The sequence below is a fragment of the Priestia sp. USM5 genome (assembly GCF_058323215.1).
In genome coordinates, this window is the sequence record NZ_JBSGKN010000001.1 from 196949 (window position 1) to 212988 (window position 16040).

Sequence of the window (16040 nt, forward strand, 5' to 3'; positions counted from 1 at the left end):
AGTGGTAAAGTTTCGATAAATTGGATGGAGGATTGCAACGTGATCAAAAGAAAAAAAGACAAGTTTTCTGAAATGTTAATGGACATTGCCCAAAATATTAAGGACTCAGCGGAGTTTTTAGGCAGCTTTGAACTTCAAAATGTATCTGACCTAAAGGAATTTGCCAACGTTTTAAAAGCGTATGAATCAAAAGGTGATAAATACGTGCATACAGTGATTACTGAGTTGAACAAAGCATTTATTACTCCAATTGAGCGTGAAGATATTTTACAGCTAGCGATGAGCATGGATGATGTACTTGATGGCATCGACAGCTTTGCTGCTTTAATGGAAATTCATTCAATTACGACATTTGATGAATATGTAGCTGAATTTGTTAAAAATATTCAAGGCTGTGCTGAAGAAATTTTAATTACTATTAATTTGTTGTCTGAGAAAAAGCTTCTTCAAATTAGTGAGCATGCAATTAAAATTAAAGAGTATGAGTCACATTGTGATACATTATATCGTCGTGCACTAAAACAATTATTTGCAACATGTAAAGATCCAATTAAAGTTATTCAATATAAAGAAATTTATGAAACGCTAGAAGAAATCGCGGATTATTGTCAAACGGTTGCGAACAACTTAGAATCAGTTATTATGAAGAATGCGTAACGGGGCTATAGTATAATGGATTCAATGCTAATATTAACCATTCTAATTGTAGTTGGTGCACTTGGTTTTGACTTTATCAACGGATTTCACGATACAGCTAATGCCATTGCGACTTCTGTTTCAACCAAAGCTTTAAAACCGCGACATGCAATTCTTTTAGCCGCAACCATGAACTTTGTCGGGGCTATGACGTTTACGGGCGTAGCCAAAACGATTACAAAGGATATCGTTGATCCTTATACGCTTCAAAATGGTTCTGTCGTTATTTTAGCAGCATTAATTTCTGCTATCGCGTGGAACCTAATCACATGGTATTTCGGTATCCCGAGTAGTTCTTCTCATGCAATTATTGGATCGATTGCAGGAGCAGCTATTGCAGCTGCTGGATTTGGTGCTTTAAATTACAAAGGTTTCATCAAAATCATCGAAGCCCTTCTAATTTCACCAGTTCTAGCCTTTGTAGTAGGTTATATTGTCTATACGATTATCAAGCTAACGTTTAAAAACCATAACTTGACGAAAACGAATAAGCGTTTTCGCCGCGTTCAAATCCTGACTGCAGCTCTACAATCTTACACACACGGTACGAATGATGCGCAAAAAGCAATGGGTATCATTACGCTAGCGCTTATTGCTAACAATATGCAAAGCGGTACTGAGATTCAGTGGTGGGTACAGCTGGCTTGTGCGGTCGCAATGGGGCTTGGAACGTCAATTGGTGGATGGAAAATCATTAAAACCGTTGGCGGTAAAATTATGAAAATTCGTCCTGTTAATGGAGTAGCTGCGGACTTAACGGGTGCTGCCATTATCTTTGGAGCAACGTTTATTCATCTACCTGTCAGTACTACTCATGTTATTTCATCTTCTATCTTAGGTGTAGGTTCTGCTCACCGAGTGAAAGGTGTAAAATGGGGAACTGCACAGCGCATGGTGATTACATGGGTTATCACATTGCCAATTTCAGCTTCATTAGCTGCACTTATCTATATGATTTTAAATTTGTTCTTTTAATAAATGGGGAGCTTCTTTTAAAGAAGCTCCTTTTTTTATTTACATCCCCTCATTTGCACAGTACACTTAAAACATGAAAATAACACAATCGTTTTTAAAAGGGAGATGGGGAAATGTTTGGAAAAGTAGCTGCTGATGTATTGGGGCTAAGTGATATTGGTTCTGTTATTAAGCCAGTTGATTATGACAAGGTAGATGCAGACGATTACGTTATGCATGAAGAACAAGAAAAAATTTATTTTCTAATCAAATCAAAGTCAGATGAATATTGCTTTACCAATAAAGCGCTCATTCACCTTGATGGAACAAGTGCTACAAGTAAAAAGCGAATGCTTCGCCGCTATAACTACAGCACAAATCACATTTCAAACGTAATGCTAGAAACGGCTGGAACTGTCGATTTAGATGTGGAAATTAAATTTAAAATTGGCTCGGAAACTTTTTCTATCGATGTACACAAAAAGCATATAGAAGAGGTAAAAGATTTATATAAAGCGCTGTTTAAAATGTCTGAAATAACGCGTGAAAATGAAATTGCGCTCGATTTTGCTAAACAAAGCATTCAGCTAGCTTCTTCTACGCTAAGCAGTACAAGAAATACAAGTGGAAGTGTTGCTGGTGAATTTAAAGAAATTAACGAAGCCGCGTTTTCTTGGTTATTAGATAAAAAAACAGCCTACACAACAAAAGATTTCAGCTCAGTTTTCGAGCTGTATATCAATAATTAATAGAAACAGCTGCTCCTTTTATGGAGCAGCTGTTTTTTAATGCTGAACGTTGTAGAATCCTCATGTTAACCTTGAAAAATCACCGAAAAAAGAGCACAATATAAAATAGAAAAGAGAAACAATAGAGACGGGTTTAACTGAAAGAAATAATAGAAAATAAGACTTATAGGTGGAAAGGATTACGGTATGACAGCAAAAAATAATGAGGATACAGTGGCAGAATTAGAAAAGTCACTTCGACATATTGCAGCGATTGTGAAGCAAAAAGGAAGAGAAATTTTAGAAGACTATACGATTACGCCACCTCAGTTTATTGCTTTGCAGTGGCTGTTTGAACGTGGAGATATGACGATTGGCGATTTATCAAATCGTATTTTTCTCGCTTGTAGTACAACGACAGATTTAGTAGATCGTATGGAAAAAAATAAGTTGGTGGTTCGGGTAAAAGATCCAAAAGACCGCCGCGTAGTGCGTATTCATTTGCTTCCTGAAGGAGCACGTGTTATCGAAGAAGTAATTGAAAAGCGACAAACGTATTTAAATGGCGTACTGGCAAACTTCTCTCCTAGTGAAACAGAAGTTTTACGAGTAACGTTACGAAAATTGCATGATGAAATGAAAGAAAAATGAGGCGATTGTTTTGAGTAGACCAATTGGTGTTATAGATTCAGGTGTGGGCGGATTAACGGTAGCAAAGGAAATTATGAGACAGCTTCCGAAAGAACAAATTATGTACATTGGAGATACAGCCCGCTGCCCATACGGTCCTCGTCCCAGTGAAGAAGTACGAGCTTTCACATGGGAGATGACTAATTATTTAGTAGATAAAGATATTAAAATGCTTGTTATTGCGTGCAACACGGCTACGGCAGTTGTACTAGATGAAATTCAAGAACAGCTCGATATTCCGGTTATAGGCGTCATTGAACCAGGATCACGAGCTGCGCTTAAAGTAACTAAAAATCATAAAATAGGCGTAATCGGCACAAATGGAACCGTTAAAAGCCAAGCCTATACACATGCACTCCGCGCTCTTCATACGAGAGTGGAAGTGGAAAATTTAGCATGCCCTTTGTTTGTACCTCTTGTAGAGAGCGGTAATTATGAAGGACCGGAAGCGCAGCGAATTGTAAAAGAAACATTAAAACCTTTTTATCATACAGATATGGATACCCTTATTTTAGGATGTACGCATTATCCGTTATTAAAGCCAGTTATTCAAGAAGCAATTGGGCCTCGAGTTCAGTTAATCAGTTCTGGTGAAGAAACGGCAATAGAGGTAAGTGCCATTCTTTCTTATAGCAATTTACTAGCTCCTAGAAGCATGGAGCCCGAACACTACTTCTATACAACAGGCTCAACAGAACTGTTTCAATCTATTGCATCTAAATGGTTTGAGCACCCTGTATATAATGTTGAGCATATCAAGCTTTAAAACCGAGCATATTAAGCTCGGTTTTTTTGTGGCCAAAAACTTGGTTGAGCTGGTCTAAAATGCAAATAAGCTCGTATACATAGTAGTACAAACAGTCTGAGGAGGGAAAGGAATGTCCAAAAAGACCAAATTTGTTCTCATATCCGCCGTGGTGACCACATCTGTGCTGTTATCCGGCTGTGGACTTTTCGGAGGGGATAACGCAGCAAAGGAAATTGATCCGCCAAAGGATGTCACCTATGTGAAAGATGAAAAATCATTAGCGACTGAAGCAAAAGTAACGGAAGCTAATAAAAAACAAAGTAAAGCGGCAGAAACATCTGCGCCTACCAAAAGAGAAATTTACTTGATTGATAAAAACGGGTACGTTGTTCCCCAGACGCTTGAAATTCCTAAATCAAAAGGTGTCGCTAAACAGTCTCTTGAATATTTAGTAGAGGGTGGACCAGTCACAAACTTATTGCCAAATAATTTCCGAGCAGTTCTTCCTGCTGATACAAGAGTTTTAGGGACAAAGCTGGAAAGTGACGGCACGATGGTAGCAGATTTTTCACCTGAATTTGCTGAATATAAAAAAGAAGATGAACTCCGTATCCTGCAGGCCGTAACGTGGACGCTGACGCAGTTTGAAGGCGTAAATAAAGTTAAAATTCGCATTAACGGCTATGATAAAGATGAGATGCCTGTAAATCATACACCAATCAGTAAAGGGTTGAGCAGAGCAGATGGCATTAACTTTGATAATACTGGAGTAGTTGACGTAACCCAAACGAAGCCAGTTACGATCTATTACTTAGCTCAAGAGGGCAAACAAACTTACTATGTTCCTGTTACAAAACGAATTGCTTCTGATGACAAAGATATGTACACTGCGATTGTGAACGAGCTTGTAGAAGGACCTGCGCCTGCATCAGGTTTAGTGACAGATTTTAATCCTGATGCAAAGCTCGTAGCAGCTCCAAAGTATGCGGACGGTCAGTTAACGCTGAACTTTAATAAAAACATCTTTGGAAATTTAAAAGGAACGGAAATTTCTCAGTATGTTCTCGACTCCTTGGTGTTATCGCTGACGGAACAAAAAGCCGTAGACAGCGTTGCCATTAAGGTGAATGGCAAAAAAACGCTAAAAGATGAAAAAGGGAAAAAGCTAACGGAGCCAGTTTCAAGACCTAAAAATGTGAACACAGGTAGTTTTTAAAAACAAATTTTTGTTATACTAGTAAAGGACTAAGTAGAAAGAGGTCTGCTGAAATAGCGACCTCTTTCCGCTGTTTTATAGTTAAAATGGAAGAAGCTATTACATATAAATGAATTAATAGGAGGACATGCTTAATGCGTTTGGACGGTAGGGAATTTAATGAATTGAGACCTGTATCTCTTCATACTTCATACTTAAAGCATCCAGAAGGATCTGTATTAATCTCGGTGGGAGACACGAAGGTTATTTGTACAGCAAGCATAGACGACAGAGTGCCTCCTTTTATGCGTGGACAAGGAAAAGGATGGATTACAGCTGAATATTCTATGCTGCCTCGAGCTACGGCACAAAGAAATATACGCGAATCAACAAAAGGTAAAGTCACAGGACGAACAATGGAAATTCAGCGTCTGATCGGACGAGCTCTTCGTTCTGTAGTCGACCTGGAAAAGGTCGGAGAAAAGACCATTTGGATTGATTGTGATGTTATTCAAGCAGATGGCGGAACAAGAACAGCATCGATTACAGGTGCATTTGTGGCTATGGTTTTAGCGTTTGGAAAGCTGGTTGAAGAGAACAAGCTGACAGAAATTCCTATTCGTGACTATTTAGCTGCGACTTCAGTAGGTATCCATGGAGAAAATTCGATTTTAGATTTAAATTATGAAGAAGATTCGACAGCGGAAGTTGACATGAATATTGTGATGACAGGAAGCGGACAGTTTGTAGAATTACAGGGAACGGGAGAGGAATCGACGTTTTCGAGAGAACAGTTAAACCATCTTTTGGATTTAGGGGAAAAGGGTGTTTATCAATTGATTGAACAGCAAAAGGAAGTTCTTGATCATCTGGCTGCTTACATTCCGGTTAAAGAAAGGTAAGGGATTAACGTGCGTGAAATCATTATTGCAACTAAAAATGCAGGCAAAGTAAAGGATTTTGAAACACTATTCTCACCGAAGGGATTCAAAGTAACATCGCTTCTTGATTTTCCTGAAATTGAGGACGTGGAAGAAACGGGCGTTACATTTGCAGAGAACGCCACGCTAAAGGCAGAAACCATTTCATCAGCATTAAATAAGCCGGTTATTGCCGATGATTCTGGGCTTGCTATTGATGCCTTAAACGGAGAGCCAGGCGTTTATTCCGCGCGTTATGCTGGTGAAAATAAAGATGATAATGCTAATATAGAGAAGGTACTTCAAAAATTACATGACGTGCCGTTTGAAAAGCGCACGGCACGTTTTCATTGTACGCTTGCTATTGCAGTGCCTGGAAAGAGAACAGAGCTTGTAGAAGGCACGTGTGAAGGGCGCATCTTGGAAGAAAAAAGAGGCGAGAACGGCTTTGGATACGATCCTATTTTCTTTGTAGAAAAATGGAACTGCTCCATGGCAGAATTGTCTAAAGAACAAAAAAATCAAATTAGTCACCGAGCAAATGCGTTAGAAAAACTAGCACCGCTAATTGATGCGCAATTTTAGAAGGAGTGATGACGTGTGAAACTATTAATTGTAAGCGATAGCCACGGGTTACAAGAAGAACTGCTCACTATCAGAGAAAGACATGCTGATGTAGATAAGATGATTCATTGTGGTGACTCTGAGCTGCCACAAGACAGCAAAGAAATGTCTTCGTTTTTAGGCGTTCGAGGAAATTGTGATTATGATGCATCTTACGTCAATGATCGAGTAGAGTCACTTGGAGAAGCCACGTGTCTGGTTACACACGGTCACTTATATAATGTTAAAATGTCTATGATGAATCTGCATTACAAAGCGAGAGAAGTGGGGGCAAACGTTGTTTGTTTTGGGCATTCTCACATAGCGGGAGCTGAGCTCATGGACGGAGTTTTATTTATCAATCCAGGAAGTATGTTACTTCCTCGTATGAGAAAAGAACGTACGTATGCTATACTAGTAATGGATGGTACAGAAGCTACCGTGCAGTTTTACGATATAAGCGGTAAACATATTCCTAGCATGCAGTTAACCTGTACACTTTCAGCATAATATAGCCAAATATAGGGAGAAGAGAAGGTTTTTTACCTCTCTTCTCATAAAATTTCAAAAAAACGTTGACTTTTAAATTATATTTGAATATAATAAGTATTGTCTTTGATACAGTTTAACATTATGTCCCAGTAGCTCAGCAGGATAGAGCAACGGCCTTCTAAGCCGTCGGTCGGGAGTTCGAATCTCTCCTGGGACGTCTAGAAAAAAATCCCGGCTTTTACTTTTTAGTAAAAGCCGGGATTTTTTTATTTATCTTAAAAGTGAATGTTTGTTCATTCAGTGTGTACAAATGAACGTTTCAGAAAAACTTTTTGAGTGGCTATAAACCCTTATTGCATCAATAATGAAAACGCATTCAAATATTCTGTTTAGTCTAAATTGTCTAAAAAAATCTTGAAAAGTGGTTGACTATGCATAGAAATGGGCGTAAGATAGTCCTCAAATATAAGTTTTCTAAAAATTTTAATTAATTGTAATTAATTTAAAATATGATGTGTAAAGCATTGTTCAAAAAGCATATAGCGTTTTAAAACGTTGAAGAGGATAAGTAGTTTTGATGTTTAGGTATCAACAGAGAGTCGGGTTGCTGGAAGCCGGCGTTACCAAGTCAAAATGAACTCACCTCAGAGTGTCACCCTGAAATTCAGTAAGGGCGACCGAGTGTACTTCCAAAGCACTCGTTATCAAAAAGAATGTACAGTATACATTCATAAGGTAATCATTACGATTACAAACGAGGGTGGTACCGCGTAAAGTACAAAAGACTTTTCGCCCCTTGACCTATATCATTTGATAGGGTCTATTTAGGGGTGAGAAGTCTTTTTTCTTTTATCTAGAAAACGAAAGGATGAGAAAAGTGGGAGCCAATATGCAAACGAAAGAACCTGTAAGCGCTGGGGCACAAATGAATGGAGCTGACATGTTGATTGAATCTCTAAGAAGAGAAAACGTTGACGTCATCTTCGGTTACCCAGGGGGAGCCGTTTTACCGATTTACGATAAGCTATACGGTTCAGGAATGTTTCACGTACTTGCTCGTCACGAACAAGGTGGAATTCACGCAGCAGAAGGGTACGCAAGAATTTCAGGTAAACCCGGTGTAGTTATCGCAACAAGTGGTCCTGGTGCAACAAATATCGTAACAGGTTTGGCAGATGCGATGATTGACTCACTTCCTTTAGTTGTTTTTACTGGTCAAGTAGCTTCAAGTGTAATTGGTTCTGACGCGTTCCAAGAAGCAGATGTATTAGGAATCACAATGCCAATTACAAAACATAGCTATCAAGTACGCAATATCAGCGACATGCCGAGAATCATCAAAGAGGCATTTCATATTGCGACAACAGGAAGACCTGGTCCAGTCTTAATCGACATTCCAAAAGATATGGCACAGGGTGATGGAACATTTAATTATGAAGGAGAAATTGATTTACCTGGCTATCAGCCAACTTATTTTCCAAATCAGCTGCAGGTTAAAAAGTTAACAGACGCAGTAGCAGCTGCAAAGAAACCTGTTATTCTAGCAGGTGCGGGAGTATTATTGAGTAAAGGTTCAGAAGAATTAAAAAATTATGCTGAGCGTCAAAATATTCCGGTTATTAATACGCTTTTAGGGTTAGGTTGTTTTCCTGCAGATCATCCGCTTCATTTAGGAATGGCTGGCATGCACGGAACGTACACAGCAAACATGGCAATTTATGAGAGTGATCTTCTCATTAGTATCGGGGCGCGCTTTGATGACCGAGTAACAGGTAACTTAAAGCATTTTGCACCAAATGCAAAAATTGCTCACATTGACATCGACCCAGCGGAAATTGGAAAGAATGTTCCAACCAAGATTCCAATTGTTGGAGATGCAAAAGAAGTATTAAAGCAATTGCTTCTGCAAGAAGGAGAAGTTGGAGATTATACGAAATGGCATGAGAAATTAGCGGCGTGGAAACAAGAATATCCATTATGGTATCAGAACTCAGCGGACGTGTTGAAACCACAAAAAGTAGTTGAGTTGCTTCACAAATATACAAATGGAGATGCCGTTGTTACAACGGACGTTGGGCAACATCAGATGTGGGTAGCTCAATACTACACATTTAATAATCCAGATCGATGGGTAACTTCAGGTGGCCTTGGCACCATGGGCTTTGGATTACCTTCTGCAATCGGCGCTCAGCTGGCAAATAAAGATAAAACAGTTGTAGCAGTCGTTGGTGACGGTGGATTTCAAATGACGCTTCAAGAATTAGGGGTTATTAGAGAATTAAACTTACCTGTTAAAGTGGTTGTGCTTAACAATCAGTCGCTTGGAATGGTTCGTCAGTGGCAGGAAATCTTCTATGAAGAACGCTACTCGCACTCTTTAATTCCGAATCAGCCTAATTTAATGAAGCTTGCAGAAGCCTATGATATCAAAGGTTTACAAGCTTCTACTGAAGAAGAAGCGCATGCGGCTCTGAAAGAAGCAATGGAAACAGATGGACCTGTTTTACTAAACTTCTTTGTCGCACCTAAAGAAAACGTATATCCAATGGTTGCACCTGGAAAAGGATTACATGAAATGGTAGGGGTGAAACCATGAAGCGAATCATTACAGCAACTGTATTAAACCGTGCGGGCGTTTTAAATCGCGTAACGGGGTTATTTACAAAAAGAAATTTCAATATTGAGAGTATTTCGGTAGGACACACTGAATCTGAAGATGTATCACGCATGACGTTTGTCGTAAACGTAGAGCATGACAATGCTGCTGAACAAGTGATTAAGCAGTTAAACAAGCAGATTGACGTGTTGAAAGTTCAAGATATTACGGATCAAGCCGTGGTGTCAAGAGAGCTTGCTTTAATGAAAGTAGCATCTACACCTGCGAGCCGTAACGAACTTTATGCAGTAATTGAGCCTTTCCGTGCAACCATCATTGATGTAAGCCGCGACAGCTTAATTATTCAAGTAACAGGTGAATCCAGCAAGATTGAAGCGATGATTGATTTACTTCAGCCTTATGGATTAAAAGAAGTAACGCGCACAGGGACAGTAGCTGTTCCGCGCGGTACGCAAAAAGCAGCAGCCAAACTTTCATCAATCATTTAATTCTAGCTAGTTACTAAAAAAGTAAACTATATAAAACTATATAAACTAAGAGGAGAGATTTATTATGACAAAGGTATATTACAACGGAGATGCAAAGGATCAATTATTACAAGGTAAAACAGTAGCAATCGTAGGTTATGGTTCACAAGGTCACGCTCACGCACAAAACTTACGCGACAGCGGAGTAAACGTGGTAGTAGGATTACGTAAAGGTAAATCATGGGATCAAGCAGAACAAGACGGCTTCACTGTATTATCTGTAAAAGAAGCAGTTCAACAAGCAGAAGTAGTAATGGTATTACTTCCAGATGAGCATCAGCCAAAAGTTTATAACGAAGAAATTCTTCCAGGATTAAAACCAGGAAAATCTTTAGTATTTGCTCACGGTTTTAACATTCACTTTAATCAAATCGTAGCACCTGAATTCGTTGACGTATTCTTAGTAGCTCCAAAAGGTCCTGGTCACCTTGTAAGAAGAACGTATGAAGAAGGAGCTGGCGTACCGGCGTTATTCGCAGTATTCCAAGACGTAACTGGCGAAGCAAAAGACGTAGCATTAGCTTATGCTAAAGCAATTGGCTCAGCTCGTGCGGGTGTATTAGAAACAACGTTTAAAGAAGAAACAGAAACAGATCTTTTCGGTGAGCAAGCAGTACTTTGCGGCGGTTTAACTTCATTAGTTAAAGCTGGTTTTGAAACGCTTGTAGAAGCTGGCTACCAACCGGAAGTTGCATATTTTGAGTGTTTACACGAATTAAAATTAATTGTTGACCTTATGTATGAAGGTGGAATGGAAGGCATGCGTTATTCAATCTCTGATACAGCTCAATGGGGTGACTTCGTTTCAGGACCACGCGTTGTAGATGAGCGTTCAAAAGAACAAATGAAAAAAGTGCTTGAAGATATCCAAACAGGTAAATTTGCAAAAGGCTGGATCCTAGAAAACCAAGCAAATCGTCCAGAATTTACAGCTATCAATAACCGTGAAAACGAACATTTAATTGAAAAAGTTGGCGCTCAATTACGTGAAATGATGCCATTTGTTAAAAAACAAAAGAAAGAAGCGGTGATCGCTAGTGCAAAAAATTAAACTATTTGACACGACGCTACGCGATGGTGAACAGTCACCTGGAGTCAATTTGAACCTACAAGAAAAGCTTGAAATTGCTAAGCAGTTAGAGCGATTAGGTATCGACATTATTGAAGCCGGATTTCCCGCTTCTTCAAAAGGTGATTTTCAATCCGTAAAAGAAATTGCGTCTATTGTCAAAAATTCTTCTGTAACAGGCCTTGCAAGGTCTGTTACAAAAGATATTGACATTGCATGGGAAGCGTTAAAAGAAAGTGCAGAACCAAGACTGCATGTTTTTATCGCTACTTCCGAAATTCATATGCAGCATAAATTGAAAAAAACACCTGATGAAGTACTTGAAACAGCAGTGGAAATGGTGAAATACGCAAGTAAAAAATTCCCGGTTGTTCAATGGTCTGCTGAAGATGCATGTCGCACAGATTTACCGTTTTTAGCTAGAATTGTAGAAGCTGTTATCGATGCTGGTGCAAAAGTCGTTAATATTCCAGATACGGTAGGATTTATCACGCCTGGTGACTATCAATCCGTATTTAATTACTTAAAAGAACATGTATCAAATATTCATAAGGTCGATTTGTCAGCTCACTGCCACGATGACTTAGGGCTAGCTGTTGCTAATTCAATGGCTGCTATTGAAGCAGGAGCTACTCAAATTGAAGGAACGATTAACGGAATCGGAGAACGTGCCGGTAACGCTGCTCTTGAAGAAGTAGCACTTGCGCTTCATGTCCGTCAAGACTTCTATCAAGCGAGCACAGGTTTGATCTTGCCCGAAATCAAGCGTACGAGTGACATTATCAGTAAGCTTACCGGAATGAATATTGCGCCAAATAAAGCAATTGTCGGAAAAAATGCTTTTGCTCATGAATCAGGTATTCACCAAGATGGCGTCTTAAAAAATCCGTTAACATATGAGATTATTTCCCCAGAACTTGTGGGTGTTAAACAAAATCCGATTGTGCTGGGTAAACACTCAGGCCGTCATGCGTTCCGTACACGCTTAGTAGAGCTTGGGTTCACATTGGAAGATACAGAAGCAAACGTGCTTTTTGAGAAGTTTAAAGACTTAGCAGATAAGAAAAAAGACATTACCGACGATGATTTATTGGCATTAGTCATTCAAAAGCAAGTTAGCAAAGACAGTGAATATAAGCTTGAAAGTCTGCAAGTTCAGTATGGTACGAACAATATTCCTACGGCTACGATTACGCTTCGCAAAGAAAACGGCGAAGAGATTCAAGAAGCAGCTACGGGATCTGGAAGCGTGGAAGCTATCTATAATACGCTGCAGCGCTGTGTTGAGCAAGATGTCAAACTATTAGACTATCGTATTCAGTCTATTAACGGCGGTCCGGATGCACTGGCTGAAGTATTTGTGAAGGTTGAAAGCGAAGGAACTGAAGCAAGCGGACGCGGAGTAGCATTTGACGTATTAGAATCGTCAGCGAAAGCCTATTTAAATGCCATTAATCGATTAATCGCTATTCAGCAGCATCGTACAAAGCAAGAAGTAATGTGAACTGAAGGGAGAGACCACCATGACAAAAAAAGTCGCTGTATTACCAGGTGACGGCGTAGGAACAGAAGTAACCAAAGGCGCTGTTGCCGTTTTAAAAGCAATTGGAGAGCGCTTTGATCATCAATTCGAGTTTACGTATGGATTAATTGGCGGAGCTGCAATTGATGAGGCTGGCACACCTCTTCCAGAAAGTACAATTGAGATTTGTAAGCAGGCGGATGCCGTCTTACTTGGATCCGTTGGAGGGCCAAAATGGGATCGTAACCCTTCACATTTGCGACCAGAAAAAGGTTTGCTAGCTATTCGAAAAGAATTGGATTTATATGCTAACCTTCGTCCAGTGACGTTTTATGATAGCTTAGCAGATGCCTCTCCTTTGAAAAAAGAATACATTGAAGGTGTTGACTTCATTATCGTTCGTGAGCTAACAGGGGGCTTATATTTTGGTCAGCCTAGCGAGCGTCGAACAGAAGGAAATGAAGAGACAGTTGTCGACACGTTATTTTATAAGCGTACAGAAATAGAAAGGATTATTCGCCAAGCGTTTGAAACGGCTGTAAATCGACGTAAAAAGGTAACGTCGGTTGATAAAGCGAATGTGCTTGAGTCTAGTCGAGTGTGGCGTGAAGTAGCTGAAGAAGTAGCAAAAGACTACCCGGATGTAGAGCTTGAGCATATGCTTGTAGATTCAGCTGCTATGCAGTTAATTCGTAATCCGAAATATTTTGATGTAGTGGTAACTGAAAATATGTTTGGTGATATTTTGAGTGATGAGGCTTCTATGCTGACAGGATCGTTAGGGATGCTTCCATCTGCGAGTTTAACGGTTGATGGTCCATCTTTATACGAACCGGTTCACGGTTCTGCACCAGACATTGCTGGACAAAACAAAGCTAATCCGATTGCTGCTATTTTATCTGCAGCAATGTTGCTTAGACATTCATTTGGATTAGAAACAGAAGCAGCGGTGATTGAACAAGCGGTTGAAAGTGTATTACATGCAGGTCATCGAACAGCTGACTTAGCAGACGGTAATCATTATTTAGGTACCGATAAAATGGTGGATGCAATAACTGCGGTTATTGCCAACGATTCTGCCATTTCAAGCATTATGACAGCTTACAGTTAATCATGCGTTTCTCACGTTTTGTGAGAAACGTTTTTCATAATCAGAAAGGAGGAGCAGTATGAAACCAAAAACAATTATTGATAAGCTTTGGGAACAACATGTTGTACGTCGAGAAGAGGGGAAGCCGGACTTATTATATATCGATCTTCATCTTATTCATGAAGTAACGTCTCCTCAAGCATTCGAAGGTCTTCGTGTGGCAAATCGTCAAGTGAAGCGTCCGGACTTAACGTTTGCTACAATGGATCACAATATTCCAACGGTTGACCGTTTTAATATTAAAGATCCGATTGCAAAGAAACAAGTAGACAAACTATCTGAAAACTGTCATGAGTTTGGTGTGAAGCTTTTAGATTTAACAAGCGAAGAGCAAGGAATTGTGCATATCATTGGACCGGAATTAGGATTGACGCAGCCTGGAAAAACCATTGTGTGCGGAGATAGCCATACATCTACTCACGGTGCATTTGGAGCGCTTGCTTTTGGTATAGGAACGAGTGAGGTAGAACATGTTTTAGCAACGCAAACGCTATGGCAAGCGAAACCAAAAACGCTACAAGTGAAAGTAAATGGCAAAAAACAGCCTGGTGTTTATGCTAAGGACATTGTGTTAGCAATTATTCAAAAATTCGGCGTGAATTTTGGAACGGGTTCAATCGTAGAATTTACGGGCGAATGTATTCGCGACCTTTCAATGGAAGAGCGCATGACTATTTGTAATATGTCTATTGAAGCCGGTGCAAAAGCTGGTTTAATCAGTCCAGATGATGTTACTTTCTCTTATATTAAAGGGCGTCAGTATGCTCCTAAAGGAGAACAGTTTGAAAAAGCAGTGGAAGCTTGGGCAGCTTTAGCAACAGATGAAGGTGCAACATACGATGAAACGCTAGAAATTGATGCAGATACAATTGAGCCTGTTGTAACATGGGGAACAAACCCGGCGATGAGTTCTTATGTTAGCAAGCAAGTTCCTACATTAGAAGAGTGTACAACAGAAGCTGAGAAAAAGTCTTTGTCACGAGCACTTGAGTATATGGGCTTACAGCCCGGCATGGCAATAGAAGAGATCCCAGTTCAGCATGTATTTATCGGTTCATGTACAAATGCTCGTTTGTCTGATCTTCGTGACGTGGCAGCCTTTATTAAAGGAAAGAAAGTGTCACCAGATGTGCGAGCGATGATTGTACCAGGTTCTCAAAAAGTAAAGCGAGTGGCTGAAGAAGAAGGGTTATCTGCTATTTTTATTGAAGCAGGCTTTGAATGGAGAGACTCGGGCTGCAGCATGTGTCTAGGCATGAACTCTGACTTAGTTCCACAAGGCGAACACTGTGCGTCCACTTCTAATCGAAACTTTGAAGGACGTCAAGGAAAAGGTGCCAGAACGCATTTAGTAAGCCCGGTAATGGCAGCAGCGGCAGCGGTATATGGACATTTTGTTGATGTACGCAAACTACAAGAACAAGCGGTGCGATAAGGAGGAGAACACAGATGAATGCTTTTACAATCCATACAGGAAAAGTAGCAGGTCTCGACCGAGCAAACGTAGATACTGATCAAATTATCCCAAAGCAATTTTTGAAAAGAATTGAGCGTACTGGCTTTGGCCAATTTCTCTTTTTTGATTGGCGATATAATGAAGATGAAACGTTAAATGAAACGTTTGAACTAAATCAGCCTCAAAATCAAGGAGCAACAATTCTTGTAGCTGACGAGAACTTCGGGTGTGGTTCGTCACGTGAACACGCTCCATGGGCGCTTTTAGACTATGGGTTCCGTGCCATTATCGCACCGTCATTTGCGGATATTTTTAAACAAAACTGTCTAAAAAATGGTATTTTACCTATTGTTTTACCAAAAGAAGATGTTTCCTATTTAATGAAAGAGTCTCAAAGTGCTTCTTACGCCTGTACAATCGATCTTCATCAGCAAAAAATTACCGATGAAGCAGGTTTTGAACGTACGTTTGAGATCAATGGCCATTGGAAATATATGCTTGTTAACGGATATGATGAAATTGGCTATACGCTTTCTTTTGAAGACGACATTTCTGCTTATGAAGCAAAAACGGTAAGATATTAACCAAAAATCGAGCAAAATGATGATTTTGCTCGATTTTTTTGCGTTCCGTTAATTCAATTGCTAAACTGTAAAGCAAATGGACCGCGAAG

Annotated in this window: 16 protein-coding genes, 1 tRNA gene and 1 other annotated feature; all 17 genes read left to right on the plus strand. The window is 39.7% G+C overall.

Annotated elements, in window-relative coordinates; genetic code table 11:
• Positions 1-24 precede the first annotated feature (24 nt).
• Entirely contained in the window at positions 25-657 is a 633-nt protein-coding gene (locus ACWATA_RS01005) for a DUF47 domain-containing protein (RefSeq protein WP_029711160.1), read from the plus strand.
• Positions 658-672: 15 nt separating this feature from the next.
• Entirely contained in the window at positions 673-1671 is a 999-nt protein-coding gene (locus tag ACWATA_RS01010) for an inorganic phosphate transporter (RefSeq protein WP_028411744.1), read from the plus strand.
• 113 nt (positions 1672-1784) lie between these two features.
• On the plus strand, positions 1785-2399 hold the full coding sequence (locus ACWATA_RS01015; RefSeq protein ID WP_013059383.1) for a PH domain-containing protein: 615 nt from the start codon (positions 1785-1787) through the stop codon (positions 2397-2399).
• A 186-nt stretch (positions 2400-2585) separates the two neighbouring features.
• The gene (locus ACWATA_RS01020) at positions 2586-3029 is read left to right on the plus strand and encodes a MarR family winged helix-turn-helix transcriptional regulator (protein ID WP_013059382.1); all 444 of its coding nucleotides are present in this window, start codon (positions 2586-2588) and stop codon (positions 3027-3029) included.
• A 10-nt stretch (positions 3030-3039) separates the two neighbouring features.
• Positions 3040-3834 (plus strand): glutamate racemase, encoded by a 795-nt coding sequence (gene racE, locus ACWATA_RS01025; protein ID WP_028411743.1) that lies wholly within the window; start codon positions 3040-3042, stop codon positions 3832-3834.
• 112 nt (positions 3835-3946) lie between these two features.
• Positions 3947-5032 (plus strand): GerMN domain-containing protein, encoded by a 1086-nt coding sequence (locus ACWATA_RS01030; RefSeq protein ID WP_033579640.1) that lies wholly within the window; start codon positions 3947-3949, stop codon positions 5030-5032.
• Positions 5033-5166: 134 nt separating this feature from the next.
• Positions 5167-5913 carry a ribonuclease PH gene (rph, locus tag ACWATA_RS01035; protein ID WP_033579641.1) on the plus strand — a complete coding sequence of 249 codons (747 nt, stop codon included), beginning with the start codon at positions 5167-5169 and terminating at the stop codon, positions 5911-5913.
• A gap of 9 nt (positions 5914-5922) precedes the next feature.
• Positions 5923-6516, plus strand: a complete 594-nt coding sequence (locus tag ACWATA_RS01040) for an XTP/dITP diphosphatase (protein WP_028411740.1) — start codon at positions 5923-5925, stop codon at positions 6514-6516.
• 15 nt (positions 6517-6531) lie between these two features.
• A complete protein-coding gene (locus tag ACWATA_RS01045; RefSeq protein WP_028411739.1) occupies positions 6532-7044 on the plus strand; it encodes a metallophosphoesterase in 513 nt (170 codons plus the stop codon).
• Positions 7045-7169: 125 nt separating this feature from the next.
• A tRNA-Arg gene (locus ACWATA_RS01050) sits at positions 7170-7243 on the plus strand.
• 329 nt (positions 7244-7572) lie between these two features.
• Positions 7573-7826 (plus strand) — a binding site (T-box leader).
• 68 nt (positions 7827-7894) lie between these two features.
• Positions 7895-9622 carry an acetolactate synthase large subunit gene (gene ilvB / locus ACWATA_RS01055; protein WP_205689536.1) on the plus strand — a complete coding sequence of 576 codons (1728 nt, stop codon included), beginning with the start codon at positions 7895-7897 and terminating at the stop codon, positions 9620-9622.
• Complete coding sequence (gene ilvN / locus ACWATA_RS01060) at positions 9619-10131, plus strand: acetolactate synthase small subunit (RefSeq protein ID WP_013059375.1); 513 nt, start codon at positions 9619-9621, stop codon at positions 10129-10131. The genes ilvB and ilvN overlap by 4 nt, the downstream gene beginning before the upstream one ends.
• Before the next feature lie 64 nt (positions 10132-10195).
• Positions 10196-11221 (plus strand): ketol-acid reductoisomerase, encoded by a 1026-nt coding sequence (ilvC, locus tag ACWATA_RS01065; RefSeq protein ID WP_028411737.1) that lies wholly within the window; start codon positions 10196-10198, stop codon positions 11219-11221.
• The gene (locus tag ACWATA_RS01070) at positions 11208-12743 is read left to right on the plus strand and encodes a 2-isopropylmalate synthase (protein WP_025750618.1); all 1536 of its coding nucleotides are present in this window, start codon (positions 11208-11210) and stop codon (positions 12741-12743) included. Before ilvC ends, ACWATA_RS01070 begins: the two co-directional genes overlap by 14 nt.
• A gap of 19 nt (positions 12744-12762) precedes the next feature.
• A complete protein-coding gene (leuB, locus tag ACWATA_RS01075; RefSeq protein ID WP_028411736.1) occupies positions 12763-13872 on the plus strand; it encodes a 3-isopropylmalate dehydrogenase in 1110 nt (369 codons plus the stop codon).
• A gap of 58 nt (positions 13873-13930) precedes the next feature.
• Positions 13931-15346: a 3-isopropylmalate dehydratase large subunit gene (gene leuC / locus ACWATA_RS01080; RefSeq protein ID WP_028411735.1), complete on the plus strand. Its 1416-nt coding sequence runs from the start codon at positions 13931-13933 to the stop codon at positions 15344-15346.
• Positions 15347-15360: 14 nt separating this feature from the next.
• Positions 15361-15951 carry a 3-isopropylmalate dehydratase small subunit gene (gene leuD, locus ACWATA_RS01085; RefSeq protein ID WP_028411734.1) on the plus strand — a complete coding sequence of 197 codons (591 nt, stop codon included), beginning with the start codon at positions 15361-15363 and terminating at the stop codon, positions 15949-15951.
• The last annotated feature ends 89 nt before the right edge of the window (positions 15952-16040 follow it).

Coding starts and splice junctions, on each gene's coding strand:
- ACWATA_RS01015 (WP_013059383.1), top strand. CDS start 1,785: ATGTTTGGAAAAGTAGCTGCTGATGTATTGGGGCTAAGTGATATTGGT.
- ACWATA_RS01020 (WP_013059382.1), top strand. CDS start 2,586: ATGACAGCAAAAAATAATGAGGATACAGTGGCAGAATTAGAAAAGTCA.
- ACWATA_RS01005 (WP_029711160.1), top strand. CDS start 25: ATGGAGGATTGCAACGTGATCAAAAGAAAAAAAGACAAGTTTTCTGAA.
- ilvC (WP_028411737.1), top strand. CDS start 10,196: ATGACAAAGGTATATTACAACGGAGATGCAAAGGATCAATTATTACAA.
- leuB (WP_028411736.1), top strand. CDS start 12,763: ATGACAAAAAAAGTCGCTGTATTACCAGGTGACGGCGTAGGAACAGAA.
- ACWATA_RS01010 (WP_028411744.1), top strand. CDS start 673: ATGGATTCAATGCTAATATTAACCATTCTAATTGTAGTTGGTGCACTT.
- rph (WP_033579641.1), top strand. CDS start 5,167: ATGCGTTTGGACGGTAGGGAATTTAATGAATTGAGACCTGTATCTCTT.
- leuC (WP_028411735.1), top strand. CDS start 13,931: ATGAAACCAAAAACAATTATTGATAAGCTTTGGGAACAACATGTTGTA.
- ilvN (WP_013059375.1), top strand. CDS start 9,619: ATGAAGCGAATCATTACAGCAACTGTATTAAACCGTGCGGGCGTTTTA.
- leuD (WP_028411734.1), top strand. CDS start 15,361: ATGAATGCTTTTACAATCCATACAGGAAAAGTAGCAGGTCTCGACCGA.
- ACWATA_RS01030 (WP_033579640.1), top strand. CDS start 3,947: ATGTCCAAAAAGACCAAATTTGTTCTCATATCCGCCGTGGTGACCACA.
- ilvB (WP_205689536.1), top strand. CDS start 7,895: ATGAGAAAAGTGGGAGCCAATATGCAAACGAAAGAACCTGTAAGCGCT.